General features: G+C 63.5%; 22 protein-coding genes. 11 read left to right on the top strand and 11 right to left on the bottom strand.

All coding sequences use genetic code 11. The features are described 5' to 3' along the window. Positions 1 to 12: 12 nt before the first annotated feature. Positions 13 to 3,030 carry an FAD-binding and (Fe-S)-binding domain-containing protein gene (locus ACIPZH_RS09390; protein ID WP_400636018.1) on the bottom strand — a complete coding sequence of 1,006 codons (3,018 nt, stop codon included), beginning with the start codon at positions 3,028 to 3,030 and terminating at the stop codon, positions 13 to 15. Between the two features lie 152 nt (positions 3,031 to 3,182). Here ACIPZH_RS09390 and ACIPZH_RS09385 point away from each other — a divergent pair, with 152 nt between their 5' ends. Beyond that, entirely contained in the window at positions 3,183 to 4,067 is an 885-nt protein-coding gene (locus tag ACIPZH_RS09385; RefSeq protein ID WP_267817833.1) for a LysR substrate-binding domain-containing protein, read from the top strand. Between the two features lie 142 nt (positions 4,068 to 4,209). Here the strand turns inward: ACIPZH_RS09385 and ACIPZH_RS09380 are convergent, their stop codons facing one another. The 6 genes from ACIPZH_RS09380 to ACIPZH_RS09355 form a co-directional block, all read right to left on the bottom strand. Then, positions 4,210 to 5,631, bottom strand: a complete 1,422-nt coding sequence (locus ACIPZH_RS09380) for an amino acid permease (RefSeq protein WP_400636017.1) — start codon at positions 5,629 to 5,631, stop codon at positions 4,210 to 4,212. A gap of 988 nt (positions 5,632 to 6,619) precedes the next feature. Further along, positions 6,620 to 7,684, bottom strand: coding sequence for a 23S rRNA pseudouridine(2605) synthase RluB (rluB, locus tag ACIPZH_RS09375; protein WP_241804645.1), 1,065 nt, complete (start codon positions 7,682 to 7,684; stop codon positions 6,620 to 6,622). A gap of 227 nt (positions 7,685 to 7,911) precedes the next feature. Beyond that, positions 7,912 to 8,715, bottom strand: a complete 804-nt coding sequence (scpB, locus tag ACIPZH_RS09370) for an SMC-Scp complex subunit ScpB (RefSeq protein ID WP_400636016.1) — start codon at positions 8,713 to 8,715, stop codon at positions 7,912 to 7,914. Then, the gene (locus ACIPZH_RS09365; RefSeq protein WP_241804692.1) at positions 8,702 to 9,427 is read right to left on the bottom strand and encodes a ScpA family protein; all 726 of its coding nucleotides are present in this window, start codon (positions 9,425 to 9,427) and stop codon (positions 8,702 to 8,704) included. Before ACIPZH_RS09365 ends, scpB begins: the two co-directional genes overlap by 14 nt. A gap of 125 nt (positions 9,428 to 9,552) precedes the next feature. Next, positions 9,553 to 10,182 carry an L-threonylcarbamoyladenylate synthase gene (locus tag ACIPZH_RS09360; protein ID WP_241804647.1) on the bottom strand — a complete coding sequence of 210 codons (630 nt, stop codon included), beginning with the start codon at positions 10,180 to 10,182 and terminating at the stop codon, positions 9,553 to 9,555. A 13-nt stretch (positions 10,183 to 10,195) separates the two neighbouring features. Then, positions 10,196 to 11,056 carry a PHP domain-containing protein gene (locus ACIPZH_RS09355; RefSeq protein ID WP_400636015.1) on the bottom strand — a complete coding sequence of 287 codons (861 nt, stop codon included), beginning with the start codon at positions 11,054 to 11,056 and terminating at the stop codon, positions 10,196 to 10,198. 67 nt (positions 11,057 to 11,123) lie between these two features. On the opposite strand from ACIPZH_RS09355, the gene ACIPZH_RS09350 reads away from it, so the two are divergent. The 5 genes from ACIPZH_RS09350 (at position 11,124) to ACIPZH_RS09330 (ending at position 14,779) form a co-directional block, all read left to right on the top strand. Further along, the gene (locus ACIPZH_RS09350) at positions 11,124 to 11,717 is read left to right on the top strand and encodes a septation protein A (RefSeq protein WP_241804649.1); all 594 of its coding nucleotides are present in this window, start codon (positions 11,124 to 11,126) and stop codon (positions 11,715 to 11,717) included. A 1-nt stretch (position 11,718) separates the two neighbouring features. Next, a complete protein-coding gene (locus ACIPZH_RS09345) occupies positions 11,719 to 12,018 on the top strand; it encodes a YciI family protein (RefSeq protein WP_400636014.1) in 300 nt (99 codons plus the stop codon). Positions 12,019 to 12,096: 78 nt separating this feature from the next. Continuing rightward, positions 12,097 to 12,774, top strand: a complete 678-nt coding sequence (locus ACIPZH_RS09340) for a response regulator transcription factor (protein WP_241804650.1) — start codon at positions 12,097 to 12,099, stop codon at positions 12,772 to 12,774. Positions 12,775 to 12,963: 189 nt separating this feature from the next. After that, positions 12,964 to 13,380, top strand: coding sequence for a Spy/CpxP family protein refolding chaperone (locus tag ACIPZH_RS09335; protein WP_400636013.1), 417 nt, complete (start codon positions 12,964 to 12,966; stop codon positions 13,378 to 13,380). A gap of 58 nt (positions 13,381 to 13,438) precedes the next feature. Continuing rightward, positions 13,439 to 14,779 (top strand): ATP-binding protein, encoded by a 1,341-nt coding sequence (locus ACIPZH_RS09330; protein WP_400636012.1) that lies wholly within the window; start codon positions 13,439 to 13,441, stop codon positions 14,777 to 14,779. 113 nt (positions 14,780 to 14,892) lie between these two features. Here ACIPZH_RS09330 and ACIPZH_RS09325 read toward each other — a convergent pair whose 3' ends face one another. Continuing rightward, positions 14,893 to 15,450: an NAD(P)H nitroreductase gene (locus ACIPZH_RS09325; RefSeq protein ID WP_267817849.1), complete on the bottom strand. Its 558-nt coding sequence runs from the start codon at positions 15,448 to 15,450 to the stop codon at positions 14,893 to 14,895. A gap of 181 nt (positions 15,451 to 15,631) precedes the next feature. Here ACIPZH_RS09325 and ACIPZH_RS09320 point away from each other — a divergent pair, with 181 nt between their 5' ends. Then, a complete protein-coding gene (locus ACIPZH_RS09320; RefSeq protein ID WP_400636011.1) occupies positions 15,632 to 17,086 on the top strand; it encodes a TrkH family potassium uptake protein in 1,455 nt (484 codons plus the stop codon). On the opposite strand, the gene ACIPZH_RS09315 is transcribed toward ACIPZH_RS09320, so the two are convergent. Then, the gene (locus tag ACIPZH_RS09315; RefSeq protein WP_400636010.1) at positions 17,043 to 18,104 is read right to left on the bottom strand and encodes an AraC family transcriptional regulator; all 1,062 of its coding nucleotides are present in this window, start codon (positions 18,102 to 18,104) and stop codon (positions 17,043 to 17,045) included. The genes ACIPZH_RS09320 and ACIPZH_RS09315 overlap by 44 nt on opposite strands. A 155-nt stretch (positions 18,105 to 18,259) precedes the next feature. Here ACIPZH_RS09315 and ACIPZH_RS09310 point away from each other — a divergent pair, with 155 nt between their 5' ends. Then, positions 18,260 to 18,571 carry a DUF962 domain-containing protein gene (locus tag ACIPZH_RS09310; RefSeq protein ID WP_241804656.1) on the top strand — a complete coding sequence of 104 codons (312 nt, stop codon included), beginning with the start codon at positions 18,260 to 18,262 and terminating at the stop codon, positions 18,569 to 18,571. A 15-nt stretch (positions 18,572 to 18,586) separates the two neighbouring features. Here the strand turns inward: ACIPZH_RS09310 and ACIPZH_RS09305 are convergent, their stop codons facing one another. Further along, on the bottom strand, positions 18,587 to 19,399 hold the full coding sequence (locus ACIPZH_RS09305) for a UDP-2,3-diacylglucosamine diphosphatase (RefSeq protein ID WP_241804657.1): 813 nt from the start codon (positions 19,397 to 19,399) through the stop codon (positions 18,587 to 18,589). A gap of 127 nt (positions 19,400 to 19,526) precedes the next feature. Here ACIPZH_RS09305 and ACIPZH_RS09300 point away from each other — a divergent pair, with 127 nt between their 5' ends. Both ACIPZH_RS09300 and ACIPZH_RS09295 read left to right on the top strand, forming a co-directional pair. After that, entirely contained in the window at positions 19,527 to 20,300 is a 774-nt protein-coding gene (locus ACIPZH_RS09300; protein ID WP_241804658.1) for an AraC family transcriptional regulator, read from the top strand. A 110-nt stretch (positions 20,301 to 20,410) separates the two neighbouring features. Then, a complete protein-coding gene (locus ACIPZH_RS09295; protein ID WP_400636009.1) occupies positions 20,411 to 21,301 on the top strand; it encodes a DMT family transporter in 891 nt (296 codons plus the stop codon). On the opposite strand, the gene ACIPZH_RS09290 is transcribed toward ACIPZH_RS09295, so the two are convergent. Continuing rightward, entirely contained in the window at positions 21,302 to 21,583 is a 282-nt protein-coding gene (locus ACIPZH_RS09290; RefSeq protein ID WP_241804660.1) for a SelT/SelW/SelH family protein, read from the bottom strand. A 66-nt stretch (positions 21,584 to 21,649) separates the two neighbouring features. On the opposite strand from ACIPZH_RS09290, the gene ACIPZH_RS09285 reads away from it, so the two are divergent. Further along, positions 21,650 to 23,833 carry a patatin-like phospholipase family protein gene (locus ACIPZH_RS09285; protein WP_241804661.1) on the top strand — a complete coding sequence of 728 codons (2,184 nt, stop codon included), beginning with the start codon at positions 21,650 to 21,652 and terminating at the stop codon, positions 23,831 to 23,833. Positions 23,834 to 23,852 lie beyond the last annotated feature (19 nt).

Genomic DNA, 23,852 nt, shown 5'->3' with positions numbered 1-23,852 from the left:
CCACTCCTCGCTTCAGCGGACGTACTGCAACACCACTTCCAGCGGATGACGCATCTGCCGTTCGGTCATGCGCTTGACCTGGCTACGGCACGAATAGCCGGTTGCCAGCGCCTCCCCTTGTTTGTCCAGCTTGGTCGCCCAGGATTGCTCGAAGATGGTCCGCGACGTCTGCTGGTTACGTGCCTCGTGCCCGTAGGTACCGGACATACCGCAGCACCCCGTGGCCTCGGTCACCAGCTTCAGGCCCAAGCGCGCGAATAGCTGCTCCCACTGGCGGGTGCTGGCCGGCACGTTGGTTTTTTCGGTGCAGTGGGCCATCAGCCGGAAGCTTGCAGGCTCGGCCTGCCCCTGCTCGGGCAGCACCTCCATCAACCACTCCTGCGGCAACAGCACCTTGGGGCAGCCCTCCAGGCCCGGCACCTTCTGGTACTCCTGGCGGTAAACCAGGGTCATGGCAGGGTCCAGGCCCACCAGCGGCACACCGCAGTCAGCCAGGGCCTTGAGCTGGGTGGCATTGCGGATTGCCGCTTTGGCGAATGCCCCCAAAAAGCCCTGCACGTGCAGCGGCTTGCCATTGGCACTGTAAGGCGCCAGGAATACACGGTGACCAAGGCGATTGGCCAGCTCGATGAACGCCGCCAGTAGCGGTGTCTCGAAGTAACGGGTGAAGGCATCCTGCACCAGCACGATGCTGCGCTCGCGCTGGGCCGGGGTCAGCTCGCGCAGCGCCGGAACGCTGGCCACACCAACCCGGCAGCGCGTGAGGGTGGACTGGAAGTTGAAGCGACTGATCAGCGGGCTGTCGACCATGCCGACCTTGTCCGCCAGCAACCTGCTGACCCACTTCGACCCCATCACCGCGTTGTACAGCCCAGGTGCATGGGCCAGGTAGGGGATGGTGAACTCCAGCGAGCCTATCAGGTAGTCACGCACCGGGCGCTGGTAGCGGCCGTGGTACAGCTCGAGGAAGCGCGAGCGGAAGTCTGGCACGTTGACCTTGATCGGGCACTGGCCTGCACATGACTTGCACGCCAGGCAGCCGGCCATGGCGTCGTAGACCTCATGGGAAAAGTCCTCCTGGCCCTGGTTGCGTGCCCGGTTGTTGAGCAGCCGCGCCGGCAGCCCTTTGAGCCAGGATGCCTTGTTGCGCGCCGCAGCCAGCACATCGATGTTCGCTGCACCCTGCAGGCGCAGCCATTCACGCATCAACGAGGCGCGCCCCTTGGGCGAATGCTGGCGCTCACGGGTGGCCTTCCACGAAGGGCACATGGCGTCGTTGGGGTCGTAGTTGTAGCAGGCGCCATTGCCGTTGCAGTGCACGGCGCTGTCGAAGTCCTGCCATACACGCTCGTCGATGGTACGGTCGAGGTCGCCCCGCAAGGTCACGCCATCTACCTTGGTCAACCCTTCGGCGCTGTCCGGCGGGGTGCAGATCTTGCCAGGGTTGAGTTGGTTGCGCGGGTCGAAGGCACCCTTGAGGCGCTGCAGAGCCGGATACAGTTCGCCGAAGTACTCCGGCACATATTCCGAACGCAACCCTTTGCCGTGCTCGCCCCACAGCAGGCCGCCGTAGCGTTTGGTCAACGCTGCCACTGCATCGGAAATCGGCTTGACCAGCGCCGCCTGGGCGGGGTCTTTCATGTCCAGAGCCGGGCGTACGTGCAGCACGCCGGCGTCGACGTGGCCAAACATGCCGTAGGCCAGGCCATAGCCGTCGAGCAGCGCGCGGAAATCGGCAATGTAGTCGGCCAGTTGCTCGGGCGGCACCGCAGTGTCTTCAACGAAAGGTTGCGGGCGCACCTCGCCCTCGACGTTGCCCAACAGCCCCACCGAACGCTTGCGCATGGTGTACACGCGAGTCACGGCCTCAGCCCCTTCGGCCAGGGTATGGCCCAGGCGCTCGACACTGGTATCGCGCTGCAGGTGATCGATGAAGGCTTCAACCCGAGCATTGACCTCGGCAGGCTCATCGCCACAGAACTCCACGAGGTTGATACCCAGCGTCGGGCGCTGCGGGTCGGCCGGGAAGTACTCGGCAACGCTATGCCAGACGATGTCCTTCATCGCCAGCATCAGCACCTTGGAATCCACGGTCTCGATCGACAGGGGCTTGTGCGCCATCAGTGCATTGGCATCGCGCAGCGCGTCCATGAAGCTGGTGTAGCGGACGTTGACCAGCACCGCATACTTGGGAATCGGCAGCACGTTGAGCTTGGCTTCGACCACATAACCCAACGACCCCTCGGCGCCACACAGCACGCTGTTGAGGTTGAAACGGCCCTGCTCGTCGCGCAGGTGCGCCAGGTCGTAGCCGGTCAGGCAGCGGTTGAGCTTGGGAAAGGTGGCTGCGATCAGCTCGGCCTGGGTTTGCTGGATGTCGCGGGCAGTCCGGTACACCTCCCCCACCCGACCGGGGGCCGCACAAGCCTGCGCCAGCGCTGCATCGTCGATCGGCAGGCTGTGCAGACGCTCACCACCGAGCAGCACGCTGTGCAGTTCCAGCACGTGGTCGCGGGTCTTGCCGTAGGTGCAGCTGCCCTGGCCGCTGGCGTCGGTGTTGATCATGCCGCCGACGGTAGCGCGGTTGGAGGTGGACAGTTCAGGCGCAAAGAACAGCCCGTGAGGCTTGAGCGCGGCATTGAGCTGGTCCTTGACCACGCCAGCCTGCACCCGCACCCAACGCTCCTGGGCATTGATTTCGAGGATGCTGTTCATGTGCCGCGAGAGGTCGACCACGATACCGTCGGTCAGCGATTGGCCATTGGTGCCGGTACCGCCACCGCGCGGGGTCAGTTTGACCTGCTGGAAGCGTTCTTCGGCCATCAGCGCGGCCACCCGCGCGACATCGTCGGCGTCCAGCGGGAATACCGCCGCCTGGGGCAGGCGCTGATAGATGGAGTTGTCAGTCGCCAGCACGGTACGGGTGGCGTAATCGGCGCTGATCTGGCCCCGGAAGCCGCTGTTGCGCAGGGCTTCGAGGAATTCTGGGTAACCGGCGGTTGGCGCAGTGGTCGGCAGTTGGGCGATCATCGAAGGATGGCCTCTTGAAATGGGCTAATTCACGGGATTCCTGTCGCCTTGGCATGGATTGAGCCACGCAAGGATGACGAATGGGCCAATGTTCCTGTAGTTTCGCCCCAGGGGCAAACGGATAATCCTGCCGCTATCAATGACTTTAATGAATGAATTACCGTCACCTGACACCCTCCATGTCATTGCTGCTGGCTTTCGAGGCTGCCGCCCGGCATGAAAGCTACACCCGCGCCGCTGCCGAACTGTCCCTGACCCAGAGCGCGGTCAGCCGGCAAGTGCAGGCGCTGGAACAGCAACTCGGGCTGACCCTGTTCCGCCGCGAAGGCCGCCAGGTACAACTCACCGACGTGGGCCGGCTGTACCAGCGCGAACTGAGCGAAGCGTTGGGCCGCATCCGCAGCGCCACCTTGCAAGCCCTGGCTTACCAGTCCGGGGTCGGCACGCTGCGCTTGGCTACCCTGCCCACCTTCGGCTCCAAGTGGCTGCTGCCGCGCCTGCATGCCTTCTACAGCGCCCACCCGGGCATGCTGGTGCACATTCATTCGCGGATCGAAGCGATCAACTTCGATACCAGCGAGATCGATGCCGCCATCGGCGTGGCCAGCCATGACCTGCCGGGGCTGATCTGCCATCGGCTGCACGCCGAGGAGCTGGTGGTGATCCTCCCGCCGCAAGCCGGCAGCGATGCCCAGGCCTGGGACCCGGCACGCATCAGTGCCGAGGTACTGCTCAACGTCGCCAACAATCCTCATGCCTGGGGCGAATGGTTTTCGCACCATGGCCTGGCGCACCGGGCGATGCGCCTGGGGCCGAGCTTCGAGCTGACGTCACACTTGATTCAGGCGGTGCGCGCAGGGATCGGCATCGGCCTGGTGCCGCGGATACTGGTGGACGAGGAGCTGGCCAAGGGCGAACTGTTCAGCCCGGGCACGGCGTTCGCCAGCCAGCGCAGCTATTACCTGATCTACCCCCCACGGAACGAAGCGTTGCCCTCGCTGCGGGCATTTCGTGGCTGGCTGCTCGAGCAGATCTGAGTGCTTTCTCCCGTCACAGGCCCTGTCGCTGGCAAGGCGACGCAGACAGCCTCCAGCAATGGCCGCGAAAACGCTGGGGGCAGGCAATGAAAAACCCGATGCCAGCTACCTGACATCGGGTTTCGTTCACCGCCCGCTGCGCTTACTTGGCAACAGTACCGGCTGCTGCGCCGCTGCCCAGCTCACGGCGCTTGGGCTTGATGATGTAGAACAGGAACATCATCAGCACCCACACTGGAATGGCATATACCGAAACCTGGATGCCCGGGATTTGCAGCATGATGCCCAGGATCAGTACCACGAACGCCAGGCAGATGTAGTTGCCATAGGGGTACCACAGCGCCTTGAACAGCGGCTTCTGGCCGGTGCGGTTCAAATGCTGGCGGAATTTCAGGTGCGAGAAACTGATCATTGCCCAGTTGATCACCAGGGTCGCCACGACCAGCGACATCAGCAGCTCCAGCGCATCATGCGGCATGAAGTAGTTGAGCAGCACGGCGATCAGGGTAACGGCTGCCGACACCAGGATCGAACGCACCGGCACACCACGCTTGTCGACCTTGGCCAGGGCTGCAGGGGCATCGCCTTGCTCGGCCATACCCAGCAGCATGCGGGCATTGCAGTAGGTACCACTGTTGTACACCGACAGTGCCGCCGTCAGGACCACGAAGTTCAACAGGTGGGCGGCCACGTCACTGCCCAGCAGCGAGAACACCTGCACGAACGGGCTGCTGCCGTAGCTGCCGCCAGAAGCATCGATGCTGGCGACCAGGGTATCCCACGGGGTCAGCGACAGCAGGACGACCAGTGCACCGATGTAGAAGATCAGGATGCGGTAGATGACCTGGTTGATGGCCTTGGGGATCACGGTTTTCGGCTTGTCTGCCTCGGCTGCAGTGAAGCCGAGCATTTCCAGGCCACCGAAGGAGAACATGATGAACGCCAGTGCCATGACCAGGCCGCTGACACCGTTCGGGAAGAAGCCATCATGCGCCCACAGGTTGGTCACCGAAGCTTCGGGGCCGCCGCTGCCGCTGGTCAGCAGGTAGGCACCCAGGCCGATCATGCCGACGATAGCGGCGACCTTGATGATGGCGAACCAGAACTCGGCTTCGCCGAACACCTTCACGTTCATGAGGTTGATGACGTTGATCAGCAGGAAGAAGCCTGCTGCCGTGACCCACGTCGGGATCTCCGGCCACCAGTAGTGAATGTACTTGCCGACCGCCGTCAGCTCCGACATGCCCACCAGGATGTACAGCACCCAGCAATTCCAGCCTGACATGAAACCGGCAAAACCGCCCCAGTACTTATGGGCAAAGTGGCTGAACGAACCGGCCACCGGCTCTTCGACGATCATCTCCCCAAGCTGGCGCATGATCATGAAGGCGATGAAACCGCAGATGGCGTAGCCCAGGATCATCGACGGGCCGGCGTATTTCATCACGCCTGCCGAGCCAAGGAACAGGCCGGTACCAATCGCGCCGCCAAGGGCGATCAACTGGATGTGGCGGTTCTTCAGGCCCCGCTTGAGCTCGCCTGAATGCATGTTGTGTTCACTCATGAACGAAGTCACCTGCATTGTTTTTATCTGTGACGGAATCGGACCCACCGCGCTCGTGGCGCAGCGGAATGGGCAAGGTGGTTACCTTGGTTTCTTGAACACAGCCGCTGCCGGAGCGGATCAGCCGGGTGTGAGCAAGAGTGCGCGGTACGCAAGAGGGTCACAGGTAAAACGCGGCGCACTGTATACCCCTGCAAGCGCGCAGGCGTCAACGCGTTGCGTCGTTTCCTCGGAAAAAACGCAGCGATCCTGTGGTAGGAAGCCTTGAAAGGCGGAGTGATCGGCGTACATGGCGCCTCCATTTGTTGTTCTGTGTGCCCGGCTCTGTGGACGGGCTTTTGCGCACGGCAATGGTCGCTATATCAGCGTGGGACGGGGGTTTGAGCAATAGGGTTGACGGGCGTAGGTGGGGTCTTGGGCGGTGGGGTGCGGCAAGATCTGTTTACAGGGAGGGGGGCCGAGTAGAGAAATCGGGTGAATTCGTATAGTTTTCTTTACAGCGCGGTTCGAAAACTTGCCAGTCGTCCGAAAAAATCTTTTTCTTCAATATCTTGGCGCGCGGTGAGGCGTGCACGGAGCTGCTGCGGGCGCAATAGGCCAAGTTGAAGGATGGGGTATTGGCTGTGAGCTTTATTGGGGCTGCTTTGCAGCCCATCGCCGGCAAGCCGGCTCCCACCTGGACCGCGTTGGGCTTCAGAAAGCCGGCATGAAGGATGATGTAGTGCCGGTCAGGGTTCTTGGGGCTGCTACGCAGCCCATCGCCGGCAAGCCGGCTCCCACCTGGACCGCGTTGGGCTTCAGAAAGCCGGCCTGAAGGATTGGGTGGTGCCTGTCAGCGTTGCTGGGGCTGCTGTGCAGCCCATCGCCGGCAAGCCGGACCACAGGTCACCGCGCAAATCTGAAGACTGCGCGGTCCGGGTGGGAGCCGGCTTGCCGGCGATGGGCCGCACAGCGGCCCCAAGTCGCTTAACTGACTGGCCTTAGCGGATCAGCCGCGCGGTTTGCCGCGACCACGCCCTGCCGGCTTGTCACCGTCAGGCTTGGCCGGGCGCTTGCGCATCTCGCTCGGACGCTCAGCAACGGCGCTGCCGCGGCTGCCCTTGCGTGGCGCCTCTTCACGCGGCTGGCGAGCCGGACGCTCGGCAGCCGCGGCATCCTGCGCCGGCCGCAGGCTGCGCACACGCTCGCTACGCCCCATCGGCCGCGTCGACTTGCGCTGCAGGCGCTCCATCTTGTCCTTGGCCTTCAGGTTCATGGCAGGCAGCGCCACCGGCTGCAGGCCCACTTCAGCGGCCAGGATGTCGATTTCGCCCTGGGTCATTTCACGCCAGCGGCCCATCGGCAGATCGGAGTTGAGGAACACCGGGCCGAAACGCACGCGCTTGAGGCGGCTGACCACCATGCCCTGCGATTCCCACAGGCGGCGTACCTCACGGTTGCGCCCTTCCATCACCACACAGTGGTACCAGTGGTTGAAACCTTCACCCCCTGGAGCCTTCTGGATGTCGGTGAACTTGGCCGGGCCGTCTTCAAGCATCACGCCCGCCTTCAGGCGTTCGATCATCTCGTCATCGACCTCGCCACGCACACGCACCGCGTATTCGCGGTCCATCTCGTAGGACGGGTGCATCAGGCGGTTGGCCAGCTCACCGTCGGTGGTGAACAGCAGCAGGCCGGTGGTGTTGATGTCGAGGCGGCCAATGTTGATCCAGCGGCCTTCCTTCGGCCGCGGCAGGCGGTCGAACACCGTCGGGCGGCCTTCCGGGTCGTCACGGGTGCAGATCTCGCCATCGGGCTTGTTGTACATGATCACCCGGCGCGTGGCCTCGGCGGCTTCTTCGCGCTTGATCAGCTTGCCGTCGACAGCGATGGCATCGTGCAGGTCGACGCGCTGGCCGAGGGTGGCCTCGACGCCATTGACCTTGATACGGCCCTGGCTGATCCAGGCCTCGACGTCACGGCGCGAACCCACGCCAATGCGCGCCAGCACTTTCTGCAGCTTTTCGCCGGCTGGCGGGGTGATTTCGGTGTTTTGCAGGTCTTGCTCACTCATCTGGGCACCTCCCGGTGTAGGAATGAAAACAGAGATTCTGGCGACGAACGCGCCAAAAGGTCGCGCATCATACGCGCTTCTAACGGGGAACGCACTGGAGCTTAGAGGGTTTTCAGGGGGTGAAGTGGTTTTCTGCCCAGCGGTTTCGTATTGAAAGCCCCGGCCTCATCGCCGGCAAGCCGGCGCCCACCCGACCGCGCAGCACCTGTGATCTTGGCGCACAAGACTCAGGGCTGCAGCTTGCCTTGATCCTCGACCGAGGCCTCTGGCTCTGGCTCTGGCTCTGGCTCTGGCTCTGGCGCATCCTGCTCTGGCAAATCATCGAAATCGGTCTTGAGCCCCTCCTCCATCGCATCCAGTTCCACCAGCAGGCTACGAAAGCTCGTTTTCTCCTCAGGGTCGGCAACCGCCTGCTCGTCGGCCAGGCTGGCATCGGCCAACGCCTGCAAATGCGCCGGCACCGGTGCATCATCCGGGTCGATCGAGGGCGCCGGCTCCATCTCGCGCAGCTCGGCCAAGGCCGGCAACTCGTCCAGGCTCTTGAGGTTGAAATGATCGAGAAACGCCTTGGTGGTGGCGAACATCGCCGGCCGCCCAGGTACCTCGCGATGGCCAACCACCCGGATCCATTCACGCTCCATCAGGGTCTTGATGATGTTGCTGTTGACCGCAACACCCCGCACGTCCTCGATCTCGCCGCGGGTGATGGGCTGGCGGTAAGCGATCAAGGCCATGGTTTCGAGCAGCGCACGGGAATAGCGCTGCGGCCGCTCTTCCCACAGGCGGCCCACCCACGGCGCGAAATTCTCGCGAATCTGCAAGCGATAGCCGCTGGCCACTTCCTTGAGCTCGAAGGCCCGACCACTGCAGGATTTGCCGAGCACTTCCAACGCTTTCTTGAATACCTTCGGCTCAGGGCGCTCGGCCTCCTCGAACAGCTCGTACAGCCGTTCGAGAGATTGCGGCTTGCCTGAGGCGAGTAGAAACGCCTCGATCAGCGACGCCAGGTCGCGGGGTTCATTCAGATTCATCAGGTTCTTCGACAGACTCGGCACGCACCCGGACATGGATAGCGGCGAAAGGCTCATTCTGCACCAGTTCGATCAGCGATTCCTTCACCAACTCAAGAATGGCCATGAAGGTGACCACCACACCCAACTTGCCTTCCTCAGCCGTGAACAGTTCGACGAAAGGCACGAAGCCGCCGCCCTTCAGGCGCGCCAGCACTTCGCTCATGCGCTCACGGGTAGAGAGCGTTTCACGGGTGATCTGGTGGCTTTCGAACAGATCGTTGCGGCGCATGACTTCGGCCATGCTGACCAACAATTCTTCCAGGCTGACCTGGGGCAACAGCTTGCGCACCTTGGCCTGGGGCGCCTCCAGACGCGGCACCACGACGTCACGGCCAACACGCGGGAGCTCGTCGATGCCTTCGGCTGCAGCCTTGAAACGCTCGTACTCCTGCAAGCGGCGAATCAGTTCAGCACGCGGGTCGCCTTCCTCCTCCTCGACCTCGGCGGAGCGTGGCAGCAACATGCGCGACTTGATCTCGGCAAGCATGGCAGCCATCACCAGGTATTCGGCGGCCAACTCCAGGCGCACGCTTTTCATCAACTCGACATAACCCATGTACTGGCGGGTGATCTCCGCCACGGGGATGTCGAGAATGTCGATGTTCTGCTTGCGGATCAGGTAAAGCAGCAGGTCGAGCGGGCCTTCGAAGGCCTCGAGGATGACCTCCAGCGCGTCCGGCGGAATGTAAAGGTCCACCGGCATCTCGGTCAGGGCTTCGCCGTAGACCAGGGCCAACTGCAATTGCCGAGGCAGTTCGGCTTCGATGGCCGAAGCCTCGGGTAGCTCCATCTGGCTCACGCGTTGACCAGAAATGGCGTGGGGTCGCCGCAACCTTCGCGGATCAGTTCAGGCTCTTCGCCGGACAGGTCGATGATGGTCGAGGCCTTGAGGTCGCCGAAACCGCCGTCAATCACCAGGTCCACATGGTGTTCCAGGCGCTCGCGGATTTCATAGGGGTCGGTCATCGGCTCGGTATCCCCGGGCAGGATCAGGCTCACGCTCATCAGCGGCTCACCCAGCTCAGCCAGCAATGCCAGGGTGATGCCGTGGTCCGGCACCCGCAGGCCGATGGTGCGACGCTTCTCGTGCAGCAACAGCCGCGGCACCTCACGGGTGCCATTGAGGATGAACGTGTAGGGGCCGGGTACGTGGGCCTTGAGCAGGCGGAAGGTACCGGTGTCGACCTTGGCGTAAAGGCCCAGCTGCGACATGTCGCAGCACATCAGGGTGAAATTGTGGGTCTTGTCCAACCCACGCAGACGCCGAACCCGTTCGATCGCTGCCTTGTCACCGATCTGGCATCCCAGTGCGTAGGCCGAATCGGTCGGGTAGACGACCACACCGCCCTTGCGGATGATTTCCACCGCCTGACGGATCAGCCGCGGCTGGGGGTTTTCCGGATGAATCTGGAAAAATTGGCTCACGAAGTCTTCCTGTTCATATCGCCATAGGTTGTTCATGGCTGAATCGGCGCCACAGAGGTGGCAGATCCTCAGGCAATGGCCGGTAGGCACCGATCTCGCTCCAGGTGCCGGGGCCGTGGAAATCGCTGCCAGCGCTTGCCAGCAGGCCGAACTCACGAGTGAGGATGGACATCGTGCCCACCTGCTCGGCAGGCATCATCCCATTGACCACTTCAAGCGCCTGCCCGCCTGCCTGAATATAGTCGGCAATCAGGCGCCTGCGCTTGCTGCGGGTCAGATCGTAGTGCATCGGGTGGGCCAGGCTCACCCAGGCTTTGGACCGGCGCAAGGTGGCAACGGTTTCCTCGAGCGTCGGCCAATGCAGTTTGACGTCACCCAGCTTGCCGGCCCCCAACCACTTGCGAAACGCTTCACCACGGTCCTTGACGTGGCCCGCGCGCACCAGGTGCTCGGCAAAATGCGGCCGCGCCGGTGCATTACCGCTGTCGCCCAACGCCTGCTGCACGGCGCGGGCACCCTCGAGGGCACCTGGCATGCCCTTGGCCGCCAGCCGCTTGTCGATTTCCTCGGCACGCAGCCAGCGGCCACGGTGCAGGGCTTCGATCGCTTCGAGCAACGGCGGGGCATCAAGCGGGAAGTCATACCCCAGCACATGGATGGTCGCGCCCCCCCACGTGCACGAAAGCTCCACGCCGCTGACCCAGCGCATACCCCGTTCGACGCAGGCCTGGCGGGCCTCGGGCAGGCCTTCAAGGGTGTCGTGGTCGGTCAGTGCCAAGGTCTGCACCCCGTGCTCATGGGCCCGGGCGACCAGGACCGTAGGCGGCAGGGCGCCGTCGGAGGCCGTGCTGTGACAGTGCAGATCAACATTCATGGAGGAGCGCTACCGCTGGATTCGATGTTTGTTATTATGCCGCCACATCCCGATTCTGGCTGCCATTGTGAAACAATTCATCGATTTCATCCCGCTGCTACTGTTCTTCATCGTCTACAAGCTTGACCCACGCCCCATGGAAGTTGCCGGGCACAGCTTCGAATTCGGCGGCATCTACAGCGCCACGGCAATGCTGATCATCAGCTCGCTGGTGGTGTATGGCGCGCTGTTCCTGCGCCAGCGCAAGCTGGAGAAAGGCCAGTGGCTGACGCTGGTGGCCTGCCTGGTATTCGGCGGCCTGACCCTGACCTTCCATAGCGAAACCTTCCTCAAGTGGAAGGCGCCGGTAGTCAACTGGCTGTTCGCCTTGGGCTTTGCCGGCAGCCATTTCATCGGCGACCGGGTGCTGATCAAGCGCATCATGGGCCACGCCTTGAGCTTGCCCGATGCCATCTGGACCCGACTGAACGTGGCGTGGATCGCGTTTTTCCTGTTCTGTGGCGCGGCCAACCTGTTTGTCGCTTTCACCTTCCAGGATTTCTGGGTCGACTTCAAAGTGTTCGGCAGCCTGGGCATGACCGTGATATTCCTGGTAGCGCAAGGCTTGTACCTGTCGCGCCACCTGCACGACGACCCTTCTACCTCCAAACCCAAGGATTGACATGCTTTACGCCATCATTGCCAGCGACGTCGCAAATTCCCTGGAAAAACGCCTGGCCGCGCGCCCGGCGCACATCGAGCGCCTGAAGCAGCTGCAGAGCGAAGGCCGCGTGGTGCTGGCCGGCCCGCACCCGGCTATCGACAGCAACGACCCGGGCGAAGCCGGCTTCAGCGGCAGCCTGATCGTCGCCGAGTTCGGTTCCCTGAGCGCTGCCCAGGCCTGGGCCGATGCCGACCCGTACATCGCTGCGGGTGTTTACGACCAGGTCATCGTCAAACCCTTCAAGCAAGTCTTGCCCTGATCGATAAATTGTCGGCGTCTGCGGTATCTTTGCCACTGGCGAGCGCGTCAGACGCCGTCGATTTGAATTGAGTGAGTCATGAGCGAGCTGTTACTGATTGATGATGACCAGGAACTCTGCGAGCTGCTCGGCAGCTGGCTGACCCAGGAAGGTTTTGCCGTGCGCGCCTGCCATGATGGCCAGAGCGCGCGCCAGGCATTGGCCGAACATGCGCCGGCAGCTGTGGTGCTCGACGTGATGCTGCCTGACGGTAGCGGCCTTGAGCTGCTCAAGCAGTTGCGTAGCGACCACGCTGAACTGCCGGTGCTGATGTTGTCGGCCCGCGGCGAGCCTCTGGACCGCATTCTTGGCCTGGAACTGGGCGCTGATGATTACCTGGCCAAGCCCTGCGACCCACGCGAGCTGACCGCCCGCCTGCGCGCAGTGCTGCGCCGTAGCCACCCGACAGCCACCACGACGCAGGTGGAGATCGGCGATCTGGCCTTCAGCCCTGTGCGCGGGGTGGTCAGCATCGATGGCCGCGAGATGACCCTTACGCTGTCTGAGAGCCGCATCCTCGAAGCCTTGCTGCGCCAGCCTGGCGAGCCGCTGGACAAGCAGGAGCTTGCGCAAATCGGCCTTGGCCGCAAGCTGACCCTTTACGATCGCAGCCTGGACATGCATGTCAGCAACCTGCGCAAGAAGATCGGCCCGCACGCCGACGGCCGCCCCCGCATCGTCGCACTGCGTAGCCGCGGCTACTACTACAGTCTCTGAGCTGCAAGCTTCAAGCTGCAAGCTGCAAGAAAAAGCCCGGCGTGCGCGCTCGCTCTTGCTTGAAGCTTGCAGCTCGCAGCTCGCAGCCCCTTCTTTACCCAGCCTTTACCGTTCGCTGACCGCGCCTGACCTTGATCTCCCTAAACTGAGCTCATCCGGTAACCACCGGCCCATGACAGGAGAGACACCATGCGCAAGACCTTGATCGCCCTGATGTTCGCCGCAGCCCTGCCGACCGTGGCCATGGCCATGCCCGACGGCGGCCCGCGTCACGACGGCCCGCATCATCGCGGTGACGCGCCTTTCGCCCAACTGGACCTGAGCCGCGACCAGCGCCAGCAGATTGGCAAACTGATGGGCGAGCAGATGAAAAACCACCACGACATCACCGAACGCTACCTGGCCAAACTGCCAGCAGCAGACCAGAAAGCCATGAAGGACGAACTCAAGGCCAGCCGCGACAAGACCGACAGCCAGGTCCGCGCCCTGCTCAAGCCAGAGCAGCAAAAGAAGTTCGACGAACTGCAGAAAGCCCGCGAAGCACGCAAGGCTGAATGGAAGGAATTCCAGGCCTGGAAAGCTGAAAAAGCCGCCAAGGCCCAGTAAGCTGTCCCACCCATGCCCGGCCCGCCCCCAAGCGGGCCGGGCTTTTCCCGTTTAGGAGGTGCTCTTGCGTTCTCTGTTCTGGCGCATCCTGGCCAGTTTCTGGCTGGCTATCACCCTGGTCGCAGGCCTGTCGATCCTGCTGGGCCACATGCTCAACCAGGATGCCTGGATACTCAGCCGCCACCCCGGCCTCAGCAACCTCGCCAGCCGTTGGGTCAAGCACTATGAACACCAAGGCCTGGCGTCGGCCCAGCATTTCCTCGAACGTCGCAAGCAGCGCTTCAAGATCGATGTACAGGTACTCGACGACAGTGGCCAGGCGGTGGTGCCCGGTACCTTCCCGCGCCGCGCCGCAGCCTTCGAGGCGCGCCAGCGCAATGACGAGCGGCACCTGCCGTGGCGTCGCCTGACCGAGGAGTACACCAGCCCCGAGAGCGGCGAGACGTACCTGCTGATCTACCGAATTCCACACCCGGAACTGGATGCCTGGCACCGCGAGAGCCTGCTCTGGCCGTTGAGTGCCTTGGGTATAGCCCTGGTGGTGCTGACCCTGTTCAGCCTGCTGGTGACCCTGTCCATCACCCGCCCTCTGAGCCGCTTGCGCAGTGCCGTGCACGACCTCGGCCAGGCCAGCTACCAGCAGAACAGCCTGGCGCGCCTGGCTGCACGGCGCGATGAGTTCGGCGTGCTGGCCAAGGACTTCAACAAGATGGGCGCCCGCCTGCAGAGCCTGATCGGCAGCCAGCGCCAGTTGCTGCGCGACGTTTCCCACGAACTGCGCTCGCCGCTGGCACGCCTGCGCATCGCCCTGGCGCTCGCCGAACGGGCTGAAGCCGAGCAACGCCAAGCCTTGTGGCCGCGCCTGACCCGCGAATGTGACCGCCTGGAGGACCTGATCAGCGAGATCCTCACGCTGGCCCGGGTCGATGCCGAACAGTCTCACGCCGAAACGGTCGACCTCAACGCCCTGCTGGGCAGCGTGCGCAAGGATGCACAGCTCAGCGCGCCAGAGCAGGACGTTCGGCTGGAGGCGCAACCGGGCTTGACCTTGCAAGGCTGGCCAACGCTGATCGAACGTGCCGTTGACAACCTGCTGCGCAATGCCTTGCGTTTCAACCCACAGGGGCAGCCGATCGAAGTGCGCGCCGGGCGCGAGCAGGGGCGCATCGTCGTGAGTGTGCGTGACCATGGGCCTGGGGTGTCTGCCGAGCACCTGGCGCAGCTGGGTGAGCCCTTCTTCCGTGCCCCCGGGCAGGAAGCAGCGGGGCATGGCCTGGGGCTGGCGATTGCGCGCAAGGCGGCGGAGCGCCATGGCGGGAGCCTGGTACTTGCGAACCACCCACAGGGTGGTTTTGTCGCCCGCCTGGAGTTGCCGCTGGAAGTGGAGGTTGGCAGCTGAATTCAGCGTTCCCGCAGCAGTGGGAGCAGCTGCCTTACCCAATGTCTAAACGTTGACGCAAACCACCTTGCGGGGGCCTGCTTGCCGGCGATCAAGCCACAGCGGCCCTGGCGTTACTGGCCCCAGGCGCTGACGAACTCGGCGGTTTGCAGCACTGGCGCCGTACGCGGCTCGGCCAGCGGCGTGCCGACATACAGGTAGCCGATCAACTCTTCGTTCTCGCCCAGCCCCAAGCCCTTGTGCACATGGGCATCGAAGGCCATATCGCCGGTACGCCACACGGCACCGATGCCTTGGGCATGCGCGGCAATCAGAATGCCATGCGCGGCACAGCCAGCGGCCAGGCGCTGTTCTGACATCGGCACCTTGTAGTGCTCCTGCAGCTTGGCGATCACCACGATCAGCAGCGGCGCACGCAACGGCATGGCGCGGGCCTTGTCCAGCGCAGCCTGGGTGGCATCGCCCTTGTTCTGTACCGCTTCGGCAAACAGCTCGCCGAGCTTGTCGCGGCCCTGGCCTTCGATGGTCAGAAAGCGCCATGGCCGCAGCTGGCCGTGATCGGGCGCGCGCAGCGCAGCCTGGAACAGCGCCTCGCGCTGGGCGGCATTGGGCGCAGGTTCAGTCAGGCGTGGCACGGATACACGGTTGAGCAATGCGTCGAGAGCCTCCATCGGCTACCCTCCTGGCAGTTGAATGTGCGGCCATTCTCAAGCTGCAAGCCACAAGCTGCAAGCGCCACGCAGAAGCCACCCGGTGCACACTGCCATTTCTGCCTGCGGGTAGCTCTCGGCTTGCAGCTGGCAGACCCATAGGTAGAATGGCGCCCCTCCGTTCAAAGTCAGAGCAGATCACATGGCGTTGCCGACCTTAAGGATCATTGGTTTCATCATCGGCATCTTCCTGATCACCCTGGCGGTCAGCATGGTCGTACCCATGGCGACGCTGGTGATCTTCGAGCGTACCGGCGACATGCCGTCGTTCCTCTGGTCAAGCCTGATCACCTTCGTCGCAGGCTTGCTCCTGATCGTCCAGGGCCGTCCAGAGCATGTGCACCTGCGTCCGCGCGACATGTACCTGCTGACCGTCAGCAGCTGGCTGGTGGTAGGCGTATTCGCCGCCCTGCCCTTCCTGCTGACCCAGCACATCAGCTACACAGACGCCTTCTTCGAAAGCATGTCCGGCATCACTGCCACGGGTGCCACCGTGCTCAGCGGGCTGGACACCATGTCGCCGGGCATCCTGATGTGGCGCTCGATGCTGCACTGGCTCGGCGGTATCGGCTTCATCGCCATGGCGGTGGCGATCCTGCCGCTGCTGCGCATCGGTGGCATGCGCCTGTTCCAGACCGAATCGTCCGACCGCTCGGAAAAGGTCATGCCGCGCTCACACATGGTCGCCAAGTCGATCGTCGGGGTGTACGTCTGCTTCTCGGTGCTTGGCGCCCTGGCCTTCTGGTGGGCCGGCATGAAGCCGTTCGACGCCATCAACCACGCCATGTCAGCCATTTCCACCGGGGGGTTCTCCACCTCTGACCAGTCCCTGGCCAAGTGGGACATCCCTGCCGTGCACTGGGTCGCGGTGGTCGTGATGATTCTGGGCAGCCTGCCCTTCGCCTTGTACGTGGCCACCCTGCGCGGCAACCGCGGGGCACTGATTCGCGACCAGCAGGTCCAGGGGCTGCTTGGCTTGCTGGTGGTCACCTGGCTGGTGCTGGGCACCTGGTACTGGGTCACCACCAACCTGCCTTGGCTCGATGCCTTGCGCCACGTTGCGTTCAACGTGACCTCCGTGGTCACCACCACCGGTTTCGCCCTGGGCGATTACAGCCTGTGGGGCAATTTTTCGCTGATGCTGTTCTTCTACCTGGGCTTCGTCGGTGGCTGCTCTGGTTCGACCGCCGGCGGTATCAAGATCTTTCGCTTCCAAGTGGCCTACATCCTGCTCAAGGCCAGCCTCAACCAGTTGATCCATCCACGTGCGGTGATCAAGCAGAAATACAACGGCCATCGCCTGGACGAAGAGATCGTGCGCTCGATCCTGACCTTCTCGTTCTTCTTCGCGATCACCATCTGCGTGATGGCGTTGCTATTGTCGCTGCTGGGCGTGGACTGGATGACCGCACTGACCGGCGCCGCGGCAACCGTTTCAGGCGTCGGCCCGGGCCTGGGTGAAGTGATCGGCCCGGCAGGCAACTACGCCATGCTGCCGGACGCTGCCAAGTGGATTCTTGCCGGCGGGATGCTGCTCGGCCGCCTGGAGATCATCACGGTGCTGGTGCTGTGCATGCCGGCGTTTTGGCGTCACTGACCGCCTCGGGGTCCGCGCCCAGACGGGCGCGGTACTCGCTGGGGGTAACGTCGAACCAGCGGCGGAAGGCCCGGTAGAAGTTGCTCGGGTCAGCGAACCCCAACAGGTAGGCGGTTTCCAGCAAGGTCATGCCGGGCTGGGCGAGGTACTGCTCGGCCAGCTCACGACGGGTGTCGTCCAGCAATGCCTGAAAGCTGGTGCCCTCCTCCTGCAGGCGGCGCTGCAGCGTGCGCTGGGACAGGTGCAGCGCCTGGGCCAGGGTTTCCCGCTTCGGTTCGCCCTGAGGCAGGATGCGGCAAAGCACCTGGCGCACCCGGTGGGTCACCCGGCTTTCAGCGAAGCGTGCCAGGTATTCCCCGGCAAACCGGTCGTGCAGAATGGCCATGGCCTCATTGGCGGTAGGTAGCGCAGCTTCCATATCGGCGCGCTCGAACACCAGCGCATCGTGGGGCGCACCGAACACCAGCGGGGAATGGAAAGCCACCTTGTAGGGCTCGACGTCCTTGGGTTGAGGCCCCTGGATCAGTACCCGCCGCGGCTGGATGGGTCGCCCGCTGAGCCACTTGCACAGCGCCAGCGCGCAGGCCAGCGAAGCCTCCGCACTGTGCCGCGTCGGCGGCAGGTGATCACCGTGCACGGTGAGGATCAGCGAATACCCCTCAGGCCCCAGGCGGAAGCTCAGATCGGAGCTTTCGGCGATGATGCGCTGGTAGCGCACCAGGCGCTCGAAACCTTCGGCCAAGGTGCGGCTGGACATCAAGGCGTAGCCCACCACATGGAACGAAGCCGGTCTGACCACCCGTGCCATGTTCAGGCCAATCGCTTCATTGCCCGACAGCTCTACAGCCAGTTGCCAAAGGCGGGTCATGGCATCCTGCGGGAAGCGCGCATCGGGGTCGTCGAGGGCAGCGAAATCCAGGCCGAGCTGCTCGAACATGGCCGGGCAATCGAGCCCTTCCAGCTCGAGCGCCTTCACAATCCCTGATGCCCAGCTGGCTGACGTGGTTCTCTCGCTCATGACAGGCTTCTTATGCTGACCGCTTCATGCGGTTAACCCCAAGGATACTCATTTGGCGCCTATTGTCACTGGTAGGCTCCGCCAATGACTCTAGACTCGATTCAGGCTCCACGCCGTGTATCCTGTCAAAAAGTGTCAATCCTGGAGCACTGCCCATGAACAGCTCAGCGCAGTTTCGCAGTTTTGCCGAGTTCTACCCCTATTACCTGGGGGAGCACAGCAACCCCACCTGTCGGCGCCTGCACTTCGTCGGCACCAGCCTGGTGATCGCCCTGCTGGCGTACACCATCGCCAGCGGCAAATGGCTGCTGCTATTGGCGGTGCCGGTGTTCGGCTATGGGTTTGCCTGGGTCGGGCACTTCTTTTTCGAGAAAAACCGGCCAGCGACCTTCAAGCATCCGCTGTACAGCCTGATTGGCGATTTCGCCATGTTCCGCGACATTCTGCTGGGCAGGATCAGCCTCTAGTTGCCCGGGCGGCGGTCACGCAGGTTCGCGCGACGCCGCCACGCCCTCTGCCTGCCGTAGCTGGGCGTCGGCCAACCGGTACAGCTCGATGCTGCCATCCCAATGCTCGATCAGCGCAGTGCAGGACTCCACCCAATCGCCACAGTTGAGGTAATCCACGTTCCCGACCTTGCGGATTTCGGCATGGTGGATATGCCCGCACACCACCCCGTGAAAGCCACGACGGGTGCACTCATGGGCAATGGCATCCTCGAAATCGCTGATGAAGTTCACCGCACCTTTGACCTTGTGCTTGAGGTAGGCCGAAAGTGACCAATAACCATACCCGTAGCGGGCCCGCCAATGGTTGAGCCAGCGGTTGAGCACCAAGGTGCATTCATAGGCACGATCGCCAAGGAACGCTAGCCAGCGGTGGTAGCGGGTAATCACATCGAACTGGTCACCATGGATCACCAGCAACCGACGGCCATCGGCCGTGAGGTGCTCAGCCTCGTCCACCAGGTGGATGTTGCCCAGAACCAGCCTGGAGTAGCGCCGCAGGAACTCATCATGGTTGCCCGTCACGTAGATCACCTCGGTGCCGCGTTTGCTCAGGGTCAACAAGCGGCGGATCACGTTGGTGTGGGCCTGGGGCCAGTAGATACCGCCACGCAGCTTCCAGCCATCGATGATGTCGCCGACCAGGTAGATACGGTCGGCCTGGTAGCCCTTGAGGAAGCGCGACAGGTGTTCGGCCTGACAGTCGCGGGTGCCCAGGTGCACGTCAGAGATCCACAGGGTGCGTACGCGCTGCTTGCGCGACGGGCGAGAGAGTTCGGCATGGGTCATGGGGCGGGCTCCGGCGCTGTTTGCTGGAGACTGGCATCGGTACATGACAGGCTGGTGGCAGCGATGTGACCGGTGCTGACCAGCCAGGATTGATGCACAATGACGCTCTGCCCTGCGAGGACCCACCATGGCCGCCGGCCCGATTCTTTCCCTTCGCCACTACCGCGATGACGTAATCGCTCACAGCCACGACCACCCACAGTTGGTGTTCGGCCTGCGCGGCCGGCTGGATTTCGAGGTACAAGGGCACGGGGCACGGATCGACCGTCAAGGCCTGATCGTGGTGCCCGCCGGTGCCCACCATACCTGTGGCAGCGATACTGGCAGCCACTGCCTGGTGCTCGATGTACCGAGCGACCATTGGCTGGACGAGCAACTCGGCGAGCATGCCGACGCCAGCCGCCGCCTGCTGGACCGCTCTGGCGCGCTGGGCCTGGACCCTCGCCAACAGCAACTGGTGGACTGGCTGGCGGCAAGCCCGGTGGACGACCCGCTGATCGCCCGCCAAGGCGCAGCGCTGTTGCTGGCCTGCCTCAACCCTGCGGCGTCGGCCAATGTCACACCCAGCCATCGCCTGCCTTACGCCGCTTTCGACAGCCATATCGAGCAACACGCAGCCTACCCGCTGCAGGTCGCCGACCTGGCGCGCATCGCCGGGTTGTCCAGTGCGCGGCTGCATGCGCGATTTACGGCCGAGTGCGGCATGACGCCAATGGATTACATCCGCCAGCGGCGCTTGCTCAAGGCGCGCGAGCTGGTTACCCAGACATTGCTGCCGATGGGAGAGATCGCCGCGCAGGTGGGGTACAGCTCACAAAGTGCGTTTTCGGCGGCGATGCTGCGCATGTTCGGATGCGTGCCGAGTGCATTGCGACGAGAATCTGGCGACAAACCACGCTAGGGTGGCGACAGACCGGGCTTGGCAGCGGCTTTACACTGTGCCTGCCCCGGCCTGTTGGGGTAACCGCACGACAAGGCCGGGCCTGACCAGACGGATTTCAAAGGATCACCATGAACCACCGTACCGCCCTGGGCGCCCTGCACATCGGCGCACTGTTCTTCGGCCTGACCGGCGTCTTTGGCAAACTGGCCGCCAGCGCGAGCCCAGCCATCATCGTCTTCGGCCGCGCCGCCTTTGCCGTCCTTGCCCTTGCGCTGTTCGCCAGCATCGCCGGCCCAGGCTGGCAGCGCCTGCGCAGCCAGGACGTCCAGCGCCTCTTGCTGGGCGGTGTGCTACTGGCCGGCCACTGGGTCAGCTTCTTCATCGCCGTCAAAGTCGGTGGCGTGGCTATTGCCACCCTCGGCTTCGCCAGTTTCCCGGCATTCACCGTGATGCTCGAAGGGCTGCTGTTCCGTGAACGCATCCGCCGCAACGAAGCGCTGCTGGTGCTGCTGGTGAGTATCGGCCTGGTGCTGGTGACGCCCTCTTTCGACCTGGCCAGCGACGCCACGGGCGGGCTGCTATGGGCCCTGCTTTCCGGCCTGCTGTTTTCGCTACTGTCGCTGACCAACCGGGCAGGCTCCGGGCGCTTGCCTGCCGTTCAGGCAGCGCTGTGGCAAAACCTCGTGGTCGGCCTGTGCCTGCTGCCGTTCGCTGCGCAGGGCCTGGGTACGGTAAAGCCCATGGATTGGCTGTGGATCGCCCTGCTGGGGGTTTTCTGCACGGGCGTCGCCCATAGCCTGTTCGTCGCCAGCCTGGCGGTGATCAAGGCACGTACTGCCGCGTTGGTTTTCGGCATGGAACCGATCTACGGCATCGCTGTTGCCTGGATGGTGTTCGCCGAAACCCCAACCCTGCGCATGCTGCTGGGCGGTGCACTGATCATCTTCGCCATCGTGCTCTCCAGCCGCCTTGCCGCCGAGCAGCCGCCCAGACCACGCACCGTGGCCGAGGGCGCCTGATCAGCGGTCGTTGTGCCCAAGGTCGCGTTGCGGGTCGATCTGGTCACGCACACGCTGCTTGAGCACCTTCGCCTCAGGGAAGCCACCGTCAGCCTTGCGTTCCCAGATCTGCACGCCATTGCAAGTGATGCGGAAAGTACCGCCGGTAGCAGGCTCCAGCGCCACCCTGGCCAGGTCATCGGCGAAGGTGCTGAGCAGTTCCTGGGCGAGCCAGGCGGCGCGCAGCAGCCATTGGCACTGCGTGCAATAGGTGATGATGATTTCCGGCTTGTTGTCGGCCATGGTGCGCTTTCTCCAGGTGATGGCCGCTTATACTAGCGGTCTTTAGCCCCCTGTTTGAGACTCACGATGCGCCGCCTGCTGTTCTGCCTCCTGCTGACGCTCAGCTCCTTCACCGTGCTCGCCGAGGCGGCACGCCCCAAGGTCGGTTTGGTACTCTCCGGGGGCGCCGCCCGTGGCCTGGCCCACATCGGCGTGCTCAAGGCCCTGGAGGAACAGGGCGTGCGCATCGACGCCATCGCCGGCACCAGCATGGGCGCCGTGGTTGGCGGCCTGTATGCGTCCGGCTACAGCGTCGAGGAGCTGGAAAAGCTCGCCACCACGCTGGACTGGCAGGAAGCCTTGTCCGATGCCCCGCCGCGCAAGGACGTGCCCTTCCGGCGCAAGCAGGATGACCGCGACTTCCTGGTCAAGCAGAAGCTGAGTTTTCGAGACGACGGCAGCCTCGGCCTGCCACTGGGCGTGATTCAAGGCCAGAACCTCGCACTGCTGCTGGAAAGCAAGCTGGCCCACACCGCCGATACCCGCGATTTCGACAAATTGCCGATACCGTTCCGCGCCGTGGCAACCGACATCGCCAGCGGCGAGAAGGTGGTATTTCGCCGCGGCCACCTGCCCCAAGTGATCCGCGCCAGCATGTCGATCCCGGCGGTATTCGCCCCGGTCGAGCTTGATGGGCGCCTGCTGGTCGATGGCGGCATGGTCGACAACATACCCGTGGATGTCGCCCGGGACATGGGCGTTGACCTGGCCATCGTGGTCGATATCGGCACCCCGCTGCGTGACCGCAAACAACTGGCCACGGTGGTGGACGTACTCAACCAGTCCATCACGCTGATGACCCGGCGCAATTCCGAAGAGCAGCTGGCCAGTTTGCACAGAGATGACATCCTCATCCAGCCACAGCTGGCGGCGTTCGGCGTCACTGACTTCGGCCGCGCGCGCGACATGATCGAAGCCGGCTACCGCGCAACCCGCCTGCTCGACCCTCGCCTGGCTGCCCTGCGCCAGCCCGAAGGGGACGCCGAACTGGCCATGGCACGCTCACCGCGCCAACGCACCCCGGTGATCACCGCCATCAAGGTGGAAAACGACTCCAAGGTCAGCGATGACGTGATCCGCTATTACATCCGCCAGCCGATCGGCGAGCCGCTGGAGCTCGATCGCCTGCAAACCGACATGGGCACCTTGTATGGCCTGGACTACTTCGACCGCGTGCAATACCGCGTGGTCCACAAAGGCAACGACAACACCTTGGTGATCAACGCCCGCGGCAAGCGCGGCGGCACCGATTACCTGCGCCTGGGCCTGAACCTGTCGGATGACCTGCGCGGGGACAGTGCCTTCAACCTGGGCGCCAGCTATCGGGTCAACGGTATCAACCAACTGGGCGCCGAGTGGCTGACGCGCGCGCAGATCGGGGACAAGCAAGAGCTTTACAGCGAGTTCTACCAGCCACTTGACGTGGGTTCACGCTACTTCATCGCCCCTTATCTGGACTTCGGCTCGCAGAATATCGAAGCCACCCTGGACAGCGATCCGATAGCCGAATACCGCCTCGAACGCTATGGCTTTGGCCTCAACATCGGCCGCCAGATCGGCACCTATGGCGAAGTGCGCCTGGGTGCGGGCAAGGCCTGGGGCGAGGCCGAGGTGCGCATCGGTGAACAGGACCTGCCCAAGGTCAGTTTCAACGAAGGCTTCTACGAGCTGAAATACTCGTTCGACACGCTCGACAATGTGTACTTCCCCCACAGTGGCGAGAACATAGGCCTGACCCTGCGCAAATACGACAAATCGCTGGACTCGGACGCGGACTACCGCCAATGGATGTTCAATCTGGACAAGGCATTGAGCAGCGGGCCGAACACGCTGGTACTCGGTGGGGGGTATGGTCGCACGCTCGACGACACCGAGGTGGTGACGTCGAGCTTTGTGCTTGGCGGGGCACGGCAACTGTCCGGGTTCCGCCAGGACTCGGTATCCGGGCAGAACGTGAGCCTGCTGCGCATGGTCTATTACCGCCGCCTCACGCCGCGCTCTTATCTGCCGCTGGACTTTCCACTCTACATCGGCGGGTCCCTGGAGCGCGGGCGGGCGTGGAACAATGACAATGAGTTCGACAGTGGCTACATCAATGCCGCCAGTATCTTCCTGGGCCTGGACACGCCACTGGGGCCGCTGAGCCTCAGCTATGGCGCCAACACGGCGGATGAGCAGGCAATCTACTTGAACCTGGGGAACACGTTCTAAGCTTGAAGCCCGAATCGGG

This window comes from Pseudomonas sp. NPDC089758 (assembly GCF_044748705.1).
Taxonomy (GTDB): Bacteria; Pseudomonadota; Gammaproteobacteria; order Pseudomonadales; family Pseudomonadaceae; genus Aquipseudomonas; species Aquipseudomonas putida_X.
This window is presented reverse-complemented; position numbering and strand designations above follow the sequence as displayed.

Excerpts from the sequence above, each read along its gene's own strand:
- ACIPZH_RS09390 (WP_400636018.1), bottom strand. The coding sequence starts at position 3,030 with ATGATCGCCCAACTGCCGACCACTGCGCCAACCGCCGGTTACCCAGAA.
- ACIPZH_RS09385 (WP_267817833.1), top strand. The coding sequence starts at position 3,183 with ATGAATTACCGTCACCTGACACCCTCCATGTCATTGCTGCTGGCTTTC.
- ACIPZH_RS09380 (WP_400636017.1), bottom strand. The coding sequence starts at position 5,631 with ATGAGTGAACACAACATGCATTCAGGCGAGCTCAAGCGGGGCCTGAAG.
- rluB (WP_241804645.1), bottom strand. The coding sequence starts at position 7,684 with ATGAGTGAGCAAGACCTGCAAAACACCGAAATCACCCCGCCAGCCGGC.
- scpB (WP_400636016.1), bottom strand. The coding sequence starts at position 8,715 with ATGAATCTGAATGAACCCCGCGACCTGGCGTCGCTGATCGAGGCGTTT.
- ACIPZH_RS09355 (WP_400636015.1), bottom strand. The coding sequence starts at position 11,056 with ATGAATGTTGATCTGCACTGTCACAGCACGGCCTCCGACGGCGCCCTG.
- ACIPZH_RS09345 (WP_400636014.1), top strand. The coding sequence starts at position 11,719 with ATGCTTTACGCCATCATTGCCAGCGACGTCGCAAATTCCCTGGAAAAA.
- ACIPZH_RS09340 (WP_241804650.1), top strand. The coding sequence starts at position 12,097 with ATGAGCGAGCTGTTACTGATTGATGATGACCAGGAACTCTGCGAGCTG.
- ACIPZH_RS09335 (WP_400636013.1), top strand. The coding sequence starts at position 12,964 with ATGCGCAAGACCTTGATCGCCCTGATGTTCGCCGCAGCCCTGCCGACC.
- ACIPZH_RS09325 (WP_267817849.1), bottom strand. The coding sequence starts at position 15,450 with ATGGAGGCTCTCGACGCATTGCTCAACCGTGTATCCGTGCCACGCCTG.
- ACIPZH_RS09320 (WP_400636011.1), top strand. The coding sequence starts at position 15,632 with ATGGCGTTGCCGACCTTAAGGATCATTGGTTTCATCATCGGCATCTTC.
- ACIPZH_RS09315 (WP_400636010.1), bottom strand. The coding sequence starts at position 18,104 with ATGAGCGAGAGAACCACGTCAGCCAGCTGGGCATCAGGGATTGTGAAG.
- ACIPZH_RS09310 (WP_241804656.1), top strand. The coding sequence starts at position 18,260 with ATGAACAGCTCAGCGCAGTTTCGCAGTTTTGCCGAGTTCTACCCCTAT.
- ACIPZH_RS09305 (WP_241804657.1), bottom strand. The coding sequence starts at position 19,399 with ATGACCCATGCCGAACTCTCTCGCCCGTCGCGCAAGCAGCGCGTACGC.
- ACIPZH_RS09300 (WP_241804658.1), top strand. The coding sequence starts at position 19,527 with ATGGCCGCCGGCCCGATTCTTTCCCTTCGCCACTACCGCGATGACGTA.
- ACIPZH_RS09295 (WP_400636009.1), top strand. The coding sequence starts at position 20,411 with ATGAACCACCGTACCGCCCTGGGCGCCCTGCACATCGGCGCACTGTTC.
- ACIPZH_RS09290 (WP_241804660.1), bottom strand. The coding sequence starts at position 21,583 with ATGGCCGACAACAAGCCGGAAATCATCATCACCTATTGCACGCAGTGC.
- ACIPZH_RS09285 (WP_241804661.1), top strand. The coding sequence starts at position 21,650 with ATGCGCCGCCTGCTGTTCTGCCTCCTGCTGACGCTCAGCTCCTTCACC.